The 17,730-nt window shown below is 46.4% G+C and carries 13 protein-coding genes and 1 pseudogene; 6 read left to right on the top strand and 8 right to left on the bottom strand.

Annotated features, from left to right (window positions below):
• The 6 genes from ACEW8S_RS03595 to ACEW8S_RS03570 form a co-directional block, all read right to left on the bottom strand.
• A partial coding sequence (locus ACEW8S_RS03595) for a hypothetical protein (RefSeq protein ID WP_373516818.1) occupies positions 1-1,651 on the bottom strand: 1,651 nt, incomplete at its 3' end.
• A 38-nt stretch (positions 1,652-1,689) separates the two neighbouring features.
• Positions 1,690-2,301 (bottom strand): DUF4280 domain-containing protein, encoded by a 612-nt coding sequence (locus ACEW8S_RS03590; RefSeq protein WP_373516817.1) that lies wholly within the window; start codon positions 2,299-2,301, stop codon positions 1,690-1,692.
• Positions 2,302-2,334: 33 nt separating this feature from the next.
• Positions 2,335-3,972 (bottom strand): type VI secretion system Vgr family protein, encoded by a 1,638-nt coding sequence (locus ACEW8S_RS03585; protein ID WP_373516816.1) that lies wholly within the window; start codon positions 3,970-3,972, stop codon positions 2,335-2,337.
• Between the two features lie 391 nt (positions 3,973-4,363).
• Positions 4,364-4,909, bottom strand: a complete 546-nt coding sequence (locus ACEW8S_RS03580; RefSeq protein ID WP_373516815.1) for a pyridoxamine 5'-phosphate oxidase family protein — start codon at positions 4,907-4,909, stop codon at positions 4,364-4,366.
• 379 nt (positions 4,910-5,288) lie between these two features.
• A complete protein-coding gene (locus ACEW8S_RS03575) occupies positions 5,289-6,194 on the bottom strand; it encodes a DUF4249 family protein (RefSeq protein WP_373516814.1) in 906 nt (301 codons plus the stop codon).
• A 3-nt stretch (positions 6,195-6,197) separates the two neighbouring features.
• On the bottom strand, positions 6,198-8,636 hold the full coding sequence (locus ACEW8S_RS03570) for a TonB-dependent receptor domain-containing protein (protein ID WP_373516813.1): 2,439 nt from the start codon (positions 8,634-8,636) through the stop codon (positions 6,198-6,200).
• Positions 8,637-9,177: 541 nt separating this feature from the next.
• Between ACEW8S_RS03570 and guaA the strand changes: the two are divergent.
• From guaA to ACEW8S_RS03550, 4 genes and pseudogenes are all read left to right on the top strand, one after another.
• Positions 9,178-10,710: pseudogene (gene guaA, locus ACEW8S_RS03565) on the top strand (glutamine-hydrolyzing GMP synthase).
• A 50-nt stretch (positions 10,711-10,760) separates the two neighbouring features.
• A complete protein-coding gene (locus ACEW8S_RS03560) occupies positions 10,761-12,944 on the top strand; it encodes a LysM peptidoglycan-binding domain-containing protein (protein ID WP_373516812.1) in 2,184 nt (727 codons plus the stop codon).
• Positions 12,945-12,956: 12 nt separating this feature from the next.
• Positions 12,957-13,361 carry an OsmC family protein gene (locus tag ACEW8S_RS03555; RefSeq protein ID WP_373516811.1) on the top strand — a complete coding sequence of 135 codons (405 nt, stop codon included), beginning with the start codon at positions 12,957-12,959 and terminating at the stop codon, positions 13,359-13,361.
• Positions 13,349-13,921 (top strand): DUF922 domain-containing protein, encoded by a 573-nt coding sequence (locus ACEW8S_RS03550; RefSeq protein ID WP_373516810.1) that lies wholly within the window; start codon positions 13,349-13,351, stop codon positions 13,919-13,921. The genes ACEW8S_RS03555 and ACEW8S_RS03550 overlap by 13 nt, the downstream gene beginning before the upstream one ends.
• Positions 13,922-13,981: 60 nt before the next feature.
• On the opposite strand, the gene ACEW8S_RS03545 is transcribed toward ACEW8S_RS03550, so the two are convergent.
• The gene (locus ACEW8S_RS03545) at positions 13,982-14,533 is read right to left on the bottom strand and encodes a hypothetical protein (RefSeq protein WP_373516809.1); all 552 of its coding nucleotides are present in this window, start codon (positions 14,531-14,533) and stop codon (positions 13,982-13,984) included.
• Between the two features lie 207 nt (positions 14,534-14,740).
• Positions 14,741-15,610, bottom strand: a complete 870-nt coding sequence (locus tag ACEW8S_RS03540; RefSeq protein ID WP_373516808.1) for a hydroxypyruvate isomerase family protein — start codon at positions 15,608-15,610, stop codon at positions 14,741-14,743.
• A 111-nt stretch (positions 15,611-15,721) separates the two neighbouring features.
• Between ACEW8S_RS03540 and ACEW8S_RS03535 the strand changes: the two genes are divergently transcribed.
• Both ACEW8S_RS03535 and ACEW8S_RS03530 read left to right on the top strand, forming a co-directional pair.
• A complete protein-coding gene (locus ACEW8S_RS03535; RefSeq protein WP_373516807.1) occupies positions 15,722-15,964 on the top strand; it encodes a DUF3820 family protein in 243 nt (80 codons plus the stop codon).
• A gap of 48 nt (positions 15,965-16,012) precedes the next feature.
• Positions 16,013-17,650, top strand: coding sequence for a CTP synthase (locus tag ACEW8S_RS03530; RefSeq protein WP_373516806.1), 1,638 nt, complete (start codon positions 16,013-16,015; stop codon positions 17,648-17,650).
• Positions 17,651-17,730: the final 80 nt, after the last annotated feature.

Raw genomic sequence — 17,730 nt, 5'->3', positions numbered from 1 at the left:
CGTATAACTGTTTGATGGCCCTAGAATCTCCGTTAACATAAGCATTGATAACGTTGGAAATATATGAAGAATTGGCAATACTAGTTTTAATTTGTCGTTGCTTAAGTTTTCCTTCAACATTCTCTTTTGCTTTTTTTCTTTTAACTTCTTCACTTATTTCTTCTGAATCTTCGATATCCTGTACATACTCCACCCGATAAAACTTCCCCTCCCCGACCTTCTTGATCCGTTCCCAAATACTCTCGCTGCCCATGCCATCGTTGAAGTCCCGGCTTTTTAAAATATCCCCGTCATGTATGAACTCCACAGGGCTGAAATGAGCATAAAGATCTGCCATCTGGATTCGGGCATAGTGGTAGATCACTTTTCGATACCGGTAGTTCATCTCACGCAAAAGTATCTCTTCTTTAGCTTGGTGGTACACAGGTGCCAAGGGGAATATAAGATCGGTCAAAGTAAATTTACGCCCGAGCGATTTTTCGTAGGCTTTTTTGGCCGCTTTGTAAGCGTCCATCGCCTGGCCCCAATCTATGGCGATACTGCGGTAGTCGCTATGGAAAACTTTTTTGTGGTCGCTCTCGCCCTCTTCCTTTTCCCACCAACTTTTTTCTTCCCAGCTGATCCTTGGTACTGCGGCATAGGGCGGTATGACCACTTGGCCGCCGGAGTCCATCTTGAAGACTTTTTTTTTCTGTCCGTCGTATTTATGAAAGTTCTCATCGGAGAGGCTTTTATTGAAAAACTCGACACTGAAAAGGGTAGAATCGATGGCGGGGTTACAGGCACTATCGATTTCCGGTATGTCGCCGTCCCTACAGACGATATCGGAATGGTCGTTGCCGAAGGTGAACTGTACCGAGCGTTCCTTGATTGCACCGAAGTCGGTGATGGCTTTCAGGTGTTCGTAAATACCCCGTTTATGGCGAAGTTTATGGTACTCGGAACTGAATAGTTCGGAGGTTGCATTAAGGTACTTCAAAATATTATGGTCGCCGTTGTTCGACAAATACTGATAAAGTGCAACGGCAACTTTATCCCCAGGGGTTCCGTTTTTTAGCAAGGACTTTTCCAGGTCGGAGAAAGAATCCCAAAAATCGCTGTCGGCATGGTGGTGCTTGGTCCTTACTTTTATAAAATCTTCGTAATCCTCACCCCAAAGCCCCTGTGGCTGGTGTACGCCTAGAAAAATCAGGTTTAGGGCCATTTGCTCCCAGCCGAGCTCGTTGGCGTATTTCATGGCACCAAGGGCAAAGCCTACGCCGGGGGCATTGCCCTGACTGTGCATGACAATGGTCAATGGTTTGTAGGCCGGCGAAAAGCTTTCTATATAGGGTACTTTTTCTTTGGTATCGTCGACCTCTTCTTTGGGAATGATTCCCCATTGATATTTTGCCCAATGATAGCCTTGGGCGATGCCATGGTCTAAGCGGTGTGCGGCGTTCGACCCGAGACCGTGCGAACCGTTCAAGAAATGCTGGTTGTTCTTGGCATTGAAATATTCCGCGTAGGTCTCGGATCCTTTTTGGAAGTTTCCGATCTGGTTCCAGTAGCCCCAGAAAACATCTTTATGCTCTTGCAGGGAGAATTGGTCTACCGATTTTAAATCCGTATCGTCAACCATGGGGATGTCAATCGGTATTTCGGTCAGCATGGGTATACCGGGATAAACCATAACAGGAAAAGGTATCTTTACAAGGCGTTTTGCTTCTCGTCCTTTTCTATTTCGGTCGCGCTCATGGCGTTGATTCTTTCAAATTCTCGGGAGAGCAATATATCTTTTTCGTCAATGGGATCATTTTCATTTGCATTCCATCCCCTTTGCAAATTAGGACTGGGTTCATCCGGATTCATATCCAGAACTGCGTTCAATGCGCCACCCAGGGAAGAGCTCAAATACCCGTTTGCAAAAATGATTTCGCCCTTTAGCTCGGGATATTTCTCGTCGAGTTCTGGCTCCTCTTTACCCGTTCCGACAAGTTTCTGCCCCACATCCTTTACGGTGACCAGACCTCCTTTCTCACAAGGGACTTTTGAGTCGGCCATTAAAAAGGTCTTGTCGCCCATAGTGGACCCCTTGCTGGTAAGTTGCCAATCTTTGAAAACCGGCGTGCAAGGCGGGTTAGGCGATGAACAGGTACAGGAGCCGAAAAAGGGCGGTTTCGGAATCTTGTCCTCGCTCGTGGCCTTTAACTTACCGTCAATCCTTACCTTTTGTTGGGAGGTTACGATCATCTCACCAGGCGCGGTGCCCAATGTACATTCCAGTATTGCACCTTCTACAACGTAATCTCGTCTTGCCATTTTAATGCTTCTTTCTTTCTATTTGATTAAATTCTAGCCCCCATAATCAACGGCATCCTTACTTTGAAGGGTCAGTTTTCCTTTGCTGTCGATAAGCATCTCTCCTCTGGTGGTCTGTACAAGGGATTCGCCCGAAACCTGCTCCAGTTTTTTGCTTATCCGGATTTCCTTATTATTGAAAACTCTTTCCTTACTGTCCTTAGTAACCAGTTCGTAGGTTTCCTTGATCGATTCCTTCTTGCTACCCCCGATCGCCACATCCATATCCTCCTGCACGTTGAACCTGATGTTCTTAGCACTGAACTCCATATCCCCTTGAGCTGTAAATACCATTTTTCCTTCGGAGGTGTTAATGTGGATGCTGTTTCCGTTCTTGTCGTTGATGGTGATCATCTCGCCGCCTTCCGTATCGTTCAGTTCGATGGTATGCCCGCTCCTCGTCCGGATGGCCTTGATATTGTTCCCGCTGTCGGCGAACCCGCTCTTGGCGTTGGCGTTGAACCCGCCGCCTATCACGTAAGGCTTCTCTGGGTTGCCGCCCTCGAAGCCCACCAAAACCTCCTCGCCCTTTTCGGGAACGAAATAGAAACCGCGTCCACTGCCTGCGTAGGGGGTCGAGGTCTTGATCCACGGGGTGGATGCGGAGATCTGCCGCTGCCATGGGAACTGTACCTTGACGCGGCCCAGCCCGTTGGGGTCGGCGTTGTCGAGCACCCGTCCGCGCTGGTCGGCGGCGAACGGTACGGCGAAGCCGTCGGAACAGGGCGGGTGGTCGGTGTCCGCCGGTATGGCCTCGAAGCGGTTTTGGTAATGACCGCTATGGTCGAAGCTGTGTACTATTCTTGTGATGTCATAGTTGCCGAAGGTGTGTCTGTTCGATGCGTCGGTAAAGTCGAGGCCCTGCAGGGCGAGGATATCGGCGACACGCAGGTCGACAATCTCGGAAACCCCCGTGGCAGTCACCATGCCCGCTGCGGCCCCGATGGCGGTCACCTCGGTGGCGGTGTCCATGCCCGTCTGCCGGCCGTACTCGTGCTGGCCGGCGGAATGGTCGTACCTGCCCCTTTTGGCGAAGGCAAGATCGGATTCCTTCTTTACCTGCCCGAAATAGGGGTGGCCCGACTTTGGACTGAACGCCGACGAGGGGGTCTCCAGAAGGTCGTCGCGCGTCCAGTCGTGGCCACTTACCTCGGAGCCACTGCCCCTGAGCGAGGTGGAGAGGTTGAAGGCGGTGACGTCGACGCCATAGGTGCCCTTTATCTGTTGGCTGCCGCTGCGGCCGATGCAGTAGTCCCTTCCGTTGTGGTAGAGCCACAGGCCGTATTTCCGGCAGAGCCTTTGCAAAAAGGAGAGGTCGCTCTCGTTGTACTGTACGGTAAAGGGCAGGGCGATATCCGTGCCGGCGCCCATGACGGCCTTCACTATTTCCCCGGAATGTCCGTCTAGGGTATCGGAGGCCACGTGCGAAAGGGGCGTGCCCTCTTCGTAGCTGAGGCACTGTACCGAATTGGCAAGGAGCACAGAAGGCCCGTGTCCGGAAACGACCATCGTGCCCGCCGCACCGGTACCTTTCTGCAGGTCGACGGAGGTGACCAGGCCGGTGTATTCCATGGCGCCGTCTACGAGCCCGATGGACATGCGCTTGCCTATGAATTCGATGGCGTTGTCCATCAGCGCGCCGGCATAGGTCTCGGTGGCGCTGGCCAAAAAAGAGATGCTGAAGGTGCTGTGCCCGCCGACGGACATCTCGACCCTGGCGCTGTAGCCGTGCTTGGGCAGGAAGTCCTCGCCGTTTAAAAGGAGCTTTGGGGTAACGATTTTTGACATGGGGATCGTAGGTTAAAGTTTTGGGCCTGTATACAGTGGAATTTTTTACAAGCCGTAAAAAGCCAACGCTTAAATGTGGGGTTTGGTATATTAGGAAGTTGTGCGGTAGGTTTTTTCGTTCAAAAACTTATTATTTGAAGAGGAACCATGAATTTCTTATTTAAACTATTCACCGAAGGCCAGAAATTGCGGATGTTCAACAGCAGGTAAATAGTGTAGGTTATGCCCAAGACCATCAAGGCACCAAAAACGACCCATTCCATTCCCCGTCTTCCTTCGAAAAGAGTATCCGCAGATGGTTAGGCCTTTGCAATTTGAGATACTCGATTTTAGAAGGTTCGATTTCTACAATGGCGAAGTGGTTTTTATCCTCTAGGTATTCCACAGAATCAGGGTTCGAAATGGGGCTTCCCGGGGCTGAGGTGGTGGTGTAATCTTTTCTATTCGCGGGCGGTATCCCGCTCCAGTATTTTTTCAGTTCCTCGGTGTCGGAAACTAGTGTTGCACTGCCCTCGATTTTCAGCTGCACTAATTTTTTGGGATGATAAAACAAAAGGCTTACGGTATTGTTTTCCTTGATATGCCCGATTTTTTTGGACCGCCTATCCGTATAAAAAACCAATTGTAAATCTTCGGAAACCTTTCTTAAAACTATGGTACGCAGTCTTGCGGTAGCACCAAGCCCCACAGTACCCAAGGTGCAATACCGGAAAGGATGACCTTTTTTGGAGGTTCCGTTTTGTAGTTCTAGTTCTAGTTCCTGAAATAAAGTATCGGTCATTTTTCGTAACGGTTTGTATAAAGATACAGAAAATAAGACCAGTGCTGAACGGCGTACGAAAGATATTAATCGCGTCTTTACTATTGATTTTTCTCCCCTTGACGTTTTCAGCTAGACCCATAAAAGAATAAATTCTAAACTTTTTTTCTAAAACAGGTAGGGTAATCCAAAAGTTGGTTGTTATATAAAAAAATTGCCGTGAAAAAGTTTTAATAAGTTCATGTGTTTAGATTGGTTTTTTTTGATTTTGATGAAAAGTCCGGGTTTGGTAGCCCGGACTTTTGTTTTTTGCGGTAGTGAGATTTGAGACCTGCCCGTCCGACAGGTGGGTTTGAGAAATAAAGAAAGTGACGACTGAAACTGGGAAAACACTTTTCCGTCAATTCTCGGGAACCTCCAAAACTACTTCTTTCTCTGTAACCTGATATCCGGCAAAGACACCAACGGCGCCCTCATCCAGGATGTTGTTCGGGGAGATGCTGTACTCGACGAAGGGGTTTCCGTCACCCGCCTCAATGTTCAGATCTGATGTACGCATCTGCTGAAAAAGGATTTCTTCGACGTGGGCCACTTTTAGGATTACTGAACCAGAGTCTACCTCTACCTCGTTTCCAATAAAAATTTCGCTTTGGCCGCTTAGGGTACCGCCATCCTCGATATTATCGGTCAAAAAACGATTGGCATCATAAAAAAGCAAGCCTTCAACGGTATGGGGCTCTCCATCTTCGAAAGTAAAGATCGTACTGTAGGTGCCACCGAGCATGTAAAAATTCCGTTCGTTGTCAAAATCTGTAAAAGCCAGACTGATTTCGGCAATCCGACTTCCAAATTCGTCATTTCGATATACTACCTGATGCGCTATTTCACCAATTTTTTCAGGAATTTGACAACTGGCATTGAATTCTTTTCCGTTCACGCTTACGTTTAAAAGATAGGTAGCACCGGTAATAACAGGCAACGAGTCCGGGTCGGCCAGATAGGCTTGGTTATCGTCGGAAAAGTCAAGTACGGTAGAGTTTCCCGCTTCATCGGATAGGGTAACAACGGCATCCGAAATACGGAATTTTGATTGAAGCGCTTCAAGATTGCTGTTGGGCAGTGGGGTACCTATCACCGGAAGTGCCTTTGTGACATTGATACGTAGCACCGTATCGTTCGGGGAAATAAAACCAACTATGAGCACTTTTTCCTCTGTATCCAATAAATTATCGGCATCCACCGTTTTTGTGCATCCTAAGAACACCACCAGAATTATCGTTAAAACCGGAAATATGTAATTTTTCATCGCCTAAAATTTAAAGGTATAATTGATGGAAGGAATCAGTAACAGTACAGAAGTACGCTTCAGTTCTTTCTGTCGAATATCGCTGGACGAATCTTGGTCGTCAAAGTCCTCAAAATCTTCATCTATAGTGTAGATAAAAGGATTTTGCCTGGCGTAAGTATTGTAAAGGGATACGCCCCAGATACGCTCCCGGTTCTTTTCCTTCCTTTTATGAAACTGAACCCCCAGGTCGAGACGGTGACTGGTCTCTCCGCGAAAATTGTTGCGGCCTGTGGCGAATTCTTCGGTATCGTAATTGTTGAAAAAATTATTGGGATCTCGTAGTTGGAATCCGCTTTCAAAATTAAGCCGCTGAAGATTGGGCAGAGTGTAATTGTTGCCGGTGGCAAGGACCCAAGTAGCGGAAAGTGTAACACGGTCATGGGGTTTGTAGATGCCCACCACTGAAATATCGTGGCGACGGTCGTAGCGGTCGAAGAATTTATTGCCAAGGTTGAGTTCATCGAATTGCCTTTCTGACCAAGAGAGTGTATACCCTAACCAGCCTGTAAGTTTGCCGGTTTGTTTGCGCAGAAGGATTTCCGCCCCATACGCCCAGCCTTCGCCTGACGTAATATTATCTTGCCAATCGATAGTCTTGCCGCTTCCCAAGTCGTCTATGGCCAGGAATGAAGCACCTTCCTTATAGGCGATAACGTCGTTCATATGTTTGTAGTAGCCTTCTAGCGTTACCGAATAATCGGTATCAAAAAAATCCTTGGCAACACCTAGGGCAAACTGCTGCGAGGTCTGGGGTTTAACCCTATCGGTCGAGGAGACCCAAAGATCCGTCGGTAGGCCGATACCAGAGCTGGACAACAGATGGATGTACTGGTTCATCTGCGAATACGAGGTTTTGACCGCCAAGTCGCTCTTGACATTATAAGCCACGGCAAGTCGCAATTCAGGGTTTACATAGTTTTTTCCCCCATAGTTGAAGTAACTGAGGCGCAGGCCGGGCGATACCCTTAATTTGTCGGTCAGTTTCCAGTCATCTTCGATATATACGGCGCCTTCAAAGGAATTCAGTTCTTGGGTCTTATCTACATTTCCCGTAAAATCGTCTTTGATGAGCGTGCGCTGGGGCGTGAAATTATGCCGCGTGGCCAAGGCGCCAAAACGGATGCTATGCTGGCTGTTCGGGAAATAATCGAAATCCGTTTTCAGTGTATAGTCGTTGATACCCGAACTCGTGTTAAAGGAATAGGTCTCCTGATTGAATTCGGAATCCTCTTCGTATTCGTTGGTAATCTTGAAGTTGTAGTTGCTAAAAATGGCCGAAGTGTTTGCGAACAATTTGCTGCCGAACTGATGGTTCCACCGCAGGGTAGAGGTGATATTGCCCCATCCTAGGTGGGTTTTATCGTTTGAGGTCTCGTCTTTAAAATTACTGTAGAACTTGTCCCGACCGTAATAGTTGCTCCAATACAGTTTGTCTTTGGGACTGAAAATATGGTGTATCTTCAAGTTGAGGTCGGCAAAATAATAACCGCCTTTTCCGTCTTCCTCATTAAGAAAGGGTTGGGCCAGCACATCGGCATAGGTACGGCGACCGCTGACGATAAAAGACGTTTTTCCTTTATTTATGGGACCTTCGAGCAATGCGGAGGATGAAATAAGGCCAACGTTTATTTTTCCGGATAGCCTTTCTTTGTTGCCATCTTTCATGTCGATTTTGATGACGGAGGATAAGCGTCCCCCGAATCGCGCCGGGAAACCGCCCTTGAACGCTTCGACGGATTTGATGGCGTCGCCGTTGAAGACCGAAAAAAATCCGAAGAGGTGGTTGGAGTTGTAGACCGTGGCATCGTCGAGTATGATGAGGTTCTGGTCGGGGGTGCCACCGCGGACGAAAAATCCGGAACTGCCTTCGGAGCCTCCTTGTATACCGGGAAGCAGTTGTAGGGTTTTCAACACGTCTTTTTCGCCGAGAAGGGCAGGAACATCCTGTATATCAAGCGGATTGATACGCACGGTGCTCATTTGGGTCACCTTGCTTTCCTTGACCTTATTGTCCGCTGTCACCGTAACCTCTTCCAGAGATTCGGCAGCGGAGTCGAGGCTAATTGCCCAGACCGTATTATCGGTTAGATCGATCTGCTCTTGCTTTGTAGCGTATCCAATATAGGATATCAAAATCGTATGCCGCCCTTCGGGAAGGGTCAAGGAAAAAAATCCGTAGTCGTTGGTAGTAGTCCCCTGTTTGAGTTCGGGTACATAAATAGAGACCCCCAGCAAGTTTTCTTTACTGCCGGTTTCGGTAACATATCCACTTATGGTAAACTTGTGCTGGGATTGGATAAAGTCGTCTACAACGTTACAGAAGGAAGGGGAATCATTTGTTTCGTTGGCGGAACAAAGTGCGATCGAGAAAAATAGAAAACAATACACTATTTTTTTCAAGGGATGGATGGGTTGCGTCTATTTGAAACTGCAATTAAGAACTAATATCTAAGGGTTGTTGTTAACGAAAAGATAAATATTTTTTAGGATAGGAGGAAGTTAGGCAAGGGTATTTGAACTTTCCTATATCTTGCGACGTCTTTGAAATTTAATCGACCATTCTGGGTTGAAATATTCTTTTTTAACAATTTCTAGCACTTTGTAGGAATTAATTTAAAATATTAAATACCAGTATTTTATAATTACTCAATTAAACTTTTAATTATAGTATTGGAAATCTTTCATCTTTTCTTTAAGTTGCAGGTTTTTCAAGTGAAATTTGGGTTATAATGATGGATGGATAACAGGTTTTCAGTCCCTATTATTTCACAGTTATACGCCCATGTCCCTGCACTCTTTTTCTATTTTCTAGATGCTCTTTTAACGGTTACCTGGCTTCCGGCGAGGCAGCCTTATTCGTTTTTTGCCATGTTGTTAAAAACCTGATCATAAATATGTGCAAAGACGCTTCCGAAAAATCCGTAATTCCCTATTTTTGCGCATGCTAAACAACGTCCTAATTCTTGACTTCGGCTCGCAGTACACCCAACTTATCGCCCGGCGGGTACGCGAGCTGAATATTTTTTGTGAAATAACACCCTATAACAAACTGCCCGAAGACCTTTCTGGCTATAAAGCCGTTATTCTTTCGGGTTCCCCCTTTTCGGTGCGGGCCGAAGATGCGCCGCATCCGGACCTTTCAACTATTAAAGGAAATAAACCGTTGCTAGCCGTGTGTTAAGGCGCACAATATTTGGCACACTTTAAGGGGGGCAGTGTCGAGAAATCCAATACTAGGGAATATGGGCGGGCCAATCTATCCTATATAAAATCCGAAGAACCTTTTTTTGAATCCATTACCGAAGGCAGCCAAGTGTGGATGAGCCATAGCGATACCATAAAAAATCTTCCGGAAAACGCGACCGTTCTAGCCAGTACCCACGATGTCGAATATGCTTCCTATAAAATTGAAGGTGAGGATACTTATGGTATTCAATTTCATCCAGAAGTTTACCATACGACGGATGGTAAGAAACTGCTCGAAAACTTCTTGGTCAATATAGCGGGACTCGAACAAACGTGGACACCCGATGCCTTTGTAGATGTCACCGTTGCCGAACTGAAACAGAAAATCGGTACCGATAAGGTCATTCTCGGGCTGTCCGGGGGCGTCGACTCTACCGTAGCGGCAGTCCTTTTGCACAAGGCTATCGGAAAACATTTACACTGTATTTTTGTCAACAACGGATTATTGCGTAAAAACGAGTTTGAAGAGGTACTTGACCAATATGGGCACATGGGCCTAAATGTCAAAGGTGTGGATGCTTCGGCACGTTTTTTGGATGCCTTGGAAGGCGAAAGCGATCCCGAAAAGAAACGCAAGATTATCGGTGGGGTCTTTATCGAGGTTTTTGACGACGAGGCTCATCTTGTGGAAGATGCCAAATGGTTGGCGCAGGGCACTATTTATCCCGATGTTATCGAATCCCTCTCCGTTAGCGGCGGACCGTCCGCAACCATAAAAAGTCATCATAATGTCGGCGGATTGCCAGATTTTATGAAATTAAAGGTTGTAGAGCCACTGAAAATGCTCTTTAAGGATGAGGTGCGTAGAGTAGGAAAGAGCATGGCCATAGCCGACGAGCGGTTGGGAAGGCATCCGTTTCCTGGACCGGGACTGGCCATTCGCATCCTTGGTGATATTAGCCGCGAAAAGGTGGCCATCCTTCAGGAAGTGGACCATATCTTTATCAAAGGATTGAGGGATTGGGGACTTTATGATAAGGTCTGGCAGGCTGGGGCCATGCTTTTGCCCGTAAATAGTGTAGGGGTCATGGGCGATGAGCGCACGTATGAAAAATGCGTAGCTTTGCGTGCCGTTGAGAGTACCGACGGTATGACGGCGGATTGGGTGAATCTGCCGTATGAATTTTTACAAAAGGTATCCAACGATATCATCAACAGAGTGCCGGGAGTGAATAGGGTCGTGTATGATATCAGCTCAAAACCACCGGCGACGATAGAGTGGGAGTGATACAGGCAGACCGAACATCCTTTTAAAACAACCATTAACGATTGGATTCAATGAACCGATTTTTTAGAAGTATGCTTGTCTTTTCGCTATTGATGATAGCCTTGGCAAGCTGTAAGGCACAAAAATTTACGACACATGCCGTAAAGAAGGGGGAGACCTTGGCAGGTATTTCAAAACAGTATAGGGTAGACTCGGCTACAATTTTAAGATATAATAAAGAGATCAAACAGGGTGATCAACTGAAGGCCAATACTATTTTGGTCATTCCGAGGGGAGCGAACACAGCTTCAACAACAACTAGGCCCAACGCGCCGGATCAGTCGAAGGATACCGTAACCCAAAGTGATGAACCGATCGGTTTTGCCTCGCATCGGGTCAGAAAAAGGGAAACCTTGTACGGTATCGCCCAGCGTTTTCGAATTACCGAAGACGAAATCAAGAAATACAATACCGATTTATATTCTGCCCAGTTGAACAAGGGTATGACCCTGAAAATTCCCCAGTACCGAAGAACAAAATCGGAACAGGTCGCCGCTAGCGATGTGGATTTGGAAACCTATACCGTGGCTCCCAAGGAGACCCGATGGAGCATCGCCAATAAATTCGGTATTACCATAGACAGTATGCTGGTACTGAATCCCGAGCTATCGAAAGCCACCGACTATCTGGCGGTGGGCCAAGAGCTGAAAATGCCCAGACCGGCCGGTAGTACCGTTGAAAATCAAAAAACGCAGCTCTATCTTTCCTATACCGTTCCGCCGAAAATGAATTTCTATCAGCTGGAACAGAAATTCGGGGTGAAGTCCGATGAGATTGTCCGGTTGAATCCCGAAATAACGGCAAAGGGCGGTCTAAAAGAGAACATGGTCATCCGTATTCCCCAAGTAAAGTTGGATGCCGGTGAGATCAATACCGATAACTACAATTTTTATGAGGTGAAGCCCAAGCAGACGGTATTTTCATTGACCCGTAAACTGGGCCTTACCTACAAGGACCTTTTGGATTTGAATCCCGATTTGAGCGATGGTCTTAAAGCGGGCATGGTATTGAAATTGCCTAAGGATCAAAAAGGGGATTTTGAGGTACGTAACGCATTGGTACTCGATAAGATCAATCTTGTCGATAGTATCGATGTGAAGAACGTCCCTAAAGTGGTATTTATGTTCCCTTTTCGGTTAGACAAGCTGAATTTGGAAAACAAGGAAGAGGTCACCGATATCATTGAGGATAGAAATAGTCTTAAATTCAGTCTGGGCCTATATTCCGGGGCCTTGATCGCCCTTGATTCCATAGCCGACCTCGGCATATCGGTCGACGTAAGTAGTTATGATAACCAGTTAAGTCTCGCTAGAACCAAAGAAATTTTGCAAAAGGAAAATCTGAATACGGTCAGTGCCATTATCGGTCCTCTTGATTTGGCTTCCCTAAAGGAAACGGCCGTAAGAGCCAAAAGCTCGCAAGTACCTGTTATAGCGCCTATACCCGCGGAAAGCGATCTTAGCCTGTCGAATGTCTTTTATTCGTATACCTCAAACAAAGTACTTCGGGACCGGATGCTCGATTTTGCCCAAGAAAAGTACGAAGGCCAGAACGTGGTCGTAATCGCCGATTCCACCCACGTTGTAGCGAGAGATTCCATTCTGTCAAGATTTCCCGATGCCAAAGTTGCCGAAGTCATCGAAGAAGAGAAAAACATCGGTATCGATATCGAGAAGTTCAAATTACTACTCTCCGATGAATTGGAAAACTGGGTATTCGTAGAAACAGATAACTTTAAACTGGTGGCCAGTGTAAGCTCCATCTTGAATTCTTTTCAGAACACCCTATTGGATATCGAGCAACCGGAACGTGAAAAACTGAAGCTACGGATGTTTACCACAAACAAGACTTCCGCCTTTGAGAACGATGTCATTTCGAGTACGCACCTTTCCAATCTGAGCTTTACCTATCCCTCGGTATACAGAATACCCGAGAGCAGTGCATTTTCCCGGCGCTACGAAAAACGCTTCGGAAGCCTGCCCGATCGCTATGCCGTAAGGGGATTTGATATCATCTATGATCTGCTGCTGAAACTGGCGTATAAAAATAACTTGATGGAGGTTTCGAAATATATCGGTGAGACCGAGTACTCGGGCACTAAATTCGATTATGAAAAAGATCCCGTCATGGGCTATTTTAACCAAGCCTCTTATATTATGACTTTCGAGGATCTGCGAATCAAACAGGTGCAGTAATTAGAATTGGATATGACTTCAAAAATCACTTACAACGGAGAATTACGGACTACCTGCGAGCATGTTCGATCAGGAAGTACGTTTATGACGGATGCCCCGGTGGATAATAATGGATTGGGACAAGCATTTTCCCCAACGGATACCGTGGCCACGGGATTGGGAAGCTGTATGATTACGGTCATGGGTCTTAAAGCTCAAAGTTTGGGTGTCGATTTGATTGATTCAAGCGTGGAAATTACTAAACGCATGGCTTCTAATCCCCGTAGAATAGCTAAAATAGAAGCGAAGCTAAATTTACCCGCCGATGTTTCGGAAAAGCACCGCAAAATTTTGGAAAATACTGCGAATACCTGCCCCGTTCACTACAGCCTACATCCAGAAATCGAAAAGGTAATTATTTTTTCTTGGGAACGCTGAGGATTTTATTTTTTACGCTTTTTTTCTGTATTTCGGCATTTGGGCTTCCACAGGAAGAAGAACTTTCACAGGAAGAAGAACTTTCACAGAAAGAAGAAACCATCCCGTGGAGTGCGGACCGTAAACTACAATGGTCCGACTTTAAGGGAAGCTATTTCAAGACCGAGTGGGCCGCTGCAACTACGGCAACCGGAATCAGTTATGCTTTTACGGCAAACAAGCAGAACGGACAGCAATTTTTGGAAATCCAGGTCAACTGTGAATTCTTTCCCCAAAAATCATGGTACCGTCCCGAACTTTGTGACTCCGTAATCTTAAGCCATGAGCAATTGCACTTCGATATTGCGGAACTGCATGCCCGTAAATTCCGCAAACGCCTGGCAGAATTCCGGTTCACCGATAATGTCAAAGAAGAAGTAAGGGATATCTACAAGCAGATACTCAAAGAACTCCGTATTTTCCAGAATAAATACGATCGGGAGACCGATTTCTCAAAAGATTTGCAACAACAATTACTATGGAATGGCAGCATCGCCAGGGAGTTGGCTGTCGACCCATAAAAAAATGGCTCCAAAAGACATTTTTGAATTCGAAATTTTAAGAATCGAATGTACAGTTGCTTAGAATCTAAAGGCAGCTCCAATGGATAAAATAGATACCCCGTAACCAGCCTCGGCAAACACCCCGAAATTTTCCGTAAAATACCACCGGCCACCTACGAAAATGGTTGCACTGGGCCGGCTATCCAGACCGTCGGCAAAATCGTCGTCAATAGAAGCGATGTTGTACGAAAGCATTGCCCCACCGTAGACGTCCAGGTTTTCGACATCAAGTCCGATGTAATGAAACGCTCCGCGTACGCCAATTATGGTATAGTTGTAATCGTACCTATTCCCACCAAAACGGACGTCTGAACGATAGGATTTGTAGCCCAAATACCCACCAAGGCTAACGATACCAAAGTCACCCGTTTCCCAGATGCCCCTTTCATAGCTTACATTAAGACCTATACTTTGGGATGAAGTACCCAGACCGCCATAGTAAAAATTACCCCCAATACCGATACCGGCGTTGATTACGTTGGTGCCCTTATTAAATTCTTGGGCGGAAACCGAATGGGCTGTGAATAGTGTAATCACGGCCAATGCTAAAATCTTGAGTGTTTTTTTCATTTTTCTTGATTTTGAATTAATTTAATAGGGATTGATTGTTTAATAATTTTGGGTTTAATTACCCTATGCGTGCATCGCATTTTCTTTTTTTTGGAATTTGGAATTTCTTTTTTTGCAATTTGATACCTAGGATGCTTGCATCGAGGTAGTTCATTAATTCTGTGTCGTTTTAGCTTTTGAGGGGTAAGGGTTGAAAATTTTCAGCCCCTACACATCGCAAATCGTAACTCCCTGCTTCAAGGCGGCGATCTTATCGTCCCACGACGGCACGAACTCCTGTGCCACATGGCCTTTATAGCCAGTGGCCACTATCGCTTTCATGATAGCAGGATAGAACAATTCTTGGGTCTCGTCGATTTCATGGCGGCCGGGGTTGCCTCCCGTGTGGTAATGTCCAAAATATTGGTGGTAGTCCTGAATATTGCGGATGACGTCGCCTTCCATGATCTGCATGTGGTAGATATCGTAGAGCAGCTTAAAGTTTTCGGAACCCAATTGCTTGCAGAGCTCAACACCCCATTGGGAGTGGTCGCACATATAATCTTTATGGTCGACCTTTGAATTGAGCAGCTCCATCTGAAGTACGACGCCGTGCTTTTCGGCCAAGGGAAGCACTTTTTTCAGTCCCTCGACGCAGTTTTGAAGCCCGGTTTTGTCGTCCATACCGTTGCGGTTTCCGCTGAAGGTGATAAGGTTGGTATAACCCGCCTCGGCCACTTTGGGAATAACATCGGTAAAGCTTTCGATGAGTTCCTTGTGTAATTTAGGGTCGTTCCATCCTTTTTCTATGCCCAGTCCCGCGCCCCAGCACATGGAGGCATGTATGCCGTGTTTTTTCAACAGCGGCCAATCTTCCGGTCCGACCAAGTCGATGGCCTTGACACCCAATTCGTTCAGGTTTCCCAAGAATTCATCCAGGGGTATGGGGTTGTAGCACCAAAAGCAGGCACTATGGTTGATATTGCTCTTGAGTCCCAAGGGTTTGTTTTCTTTGGATACCATGGCATTTCCGGTTTGGGTCGCCAATATTCCGACCGACGCGGCGGCGGATGTGCCAATAAAGGTTCTTCGTTTCATCGAATCTAATTTGATAGTGTGGTACTATAAGTTTGTAAGTTTATTTTTTCGGTCATCGGTCATCCGTCCAATTTTATTTCCCCCGTTAAATATAGTATTTTTACTTTAAATATGGATGTTACCCCCGATAAAGAAAAGCTCATCGAACTGGCCCATTACCGTATGCCCTTCGGAAAATTCAAGGATAGGTATCTTGTAGACCTTCCGGAAACCTATCTTATCTGGTTCAAACAAAAAGGCTTCCCGGATGGCAAATTGGGAAAATTGATGGCATCCATCCTAGAAATCAAAGTAAACGGACTCGAACCGCTCATCCGGAAAATTCAAAAAGATTTTCCAAGGCAATCTTCCTGATTTCTTTCAGCAATTTGTACTTTTGCGTCCCGTAACAAGGAAGCCACCATGTCAGATACCAAATACATTTTCGTTACGGGAGGAGTAACTTCGTCCTTAGGAAAGGGAATCATCGCCGCCTCACTTGCCAAACTGCTGCAGGCAAGGGGTTATAAAACAACCATACAGAAACTGGATCCTTATATTAACGTGGATCCCGGAACCTTGAACCCGTATGAGCATGGGGAATGTTATGTGACCGACGATGGCGCGGAAACCGATCTCGATCTGGGCCATTATGAACGTTTTTTGAACGTGCGAACCTCGCAGGCGAACAATGTCACTACAGGTCGAATCTACCAAAGTGTTATTGAAAAGGAAAGGCGCGGCGAGTTTTTGGGAAAGACCGTACAGGTCGTGCCCCATATTACGAATGAAATTAAGCACCGCGTTCAGTTATTGGGCAATAGCGGCGAGTACGATATGGTCATCACCGAAATTGGTGGAACGGTTGGCGATATCGAATCATTACCTTATATAGAGGCCGTGCGCCAGTTATTATGGGAATTGGGCGAAAGTAACGGTATCGTCATACACCTTACCCTGGTGCCCTTTCTTTCCGCCGCCGGTGAACTGAAAACCAAGCCTACGCAGCATTCCGTAAAGACCCTGATGGAAAGTGGTATCAAGGCCGATATCCTGGTCTGCCGTACGGAACATGAAATCCCTGATGAATTAAGGGATAAATTGGCACTTTTCTGCAATGTAAAACGCGAGGCGGTCATACAATCCATAGATGCATCCACAATCTATGACGTGCCAATCTTGATGCAAGAGGAAGGCTTGGATACCGTGGTACTCCAAAAACTAAGGCTTCCGAACAGCACCGAACCTGATCTTACGCAATGGAACGAGTTTCTCAACCGTCATAAAAATCCGAAGCACGAAATCACTATCGGACTTATCGGGAAGTATGTAGAATTACAGGATTCCTATAAATCCATTTTGGAATCGCTGATCCATGCCGGGGCGGCCAACGAGGTACGGGTAAATATCCGCTCGATCCATTCCGAACATATTTCGGAGAAGAATCTGGTAAAAAAATTAGATCTGCTCGACGGAATCATTGTCGCTCCCGGATTTGGAAAACGGGGTATCATCGGCAAGATCAGGGCGGTAGAACATGCCCGTGAAAACGGTATTCCCTTTTTGGGTATTTGCTTAGGGATGCAAATGGCGGTCATCGAATACGCCCGTAATATACTGGGGTTGAAAGACGCCAATTCCACAGAAATGGATGCCTCTACCTCCGATCCGGTCATAAGCCTGATGGAAGAGCAAAAGAATATAATCAACAAAGGCGGCACTATGCGCTTGGGGGCTTGGGACTGCGAACTGTCCGAAAATAGCTTAGTGCGTAAGGTCTATCACAATGTGGGTTCCATTTCGGAAAGGCACCGCCATCGCTATGAATTCAATAACGCCTATAGGGCACCCCTTGAAAAGGCAGGATTGATGGCTTCGGGTATCAATAAGGAAACCGGACTGGTAGAGATTATCGAATTGAAAGACCATCCCTGGTTTATCGGTGTACAGTATCATCCCGAATATAAGAGTACGGTGGCCAATCCGCATCCGCTATTTGTCGGATTCGTTAAAGCTGCCCTGTCTCAAAAACTGAAGCGAACGCGTGCTGTTTCTAGCTAAAAACCCATGCCAGTTTGACATAGATTGGACAATTGGGCATATATTTGTTAATCCACGTGTAGACCTGTAGGGTGTTGTCG

This window comes from Pricia sp. (genome assembly GCF_041745955.1).
In the GTDB taxonomy this organism is placed as follows: Bacteria; Bacteroidota; Bacteroidia; order Flavobacteriales; family Flavobacteriaceae; genus Pricia.
Note: the sequence above shows the minus strand (reverse complement) of the source record. Positions and strands in the feature narration are given on the sequence as shown.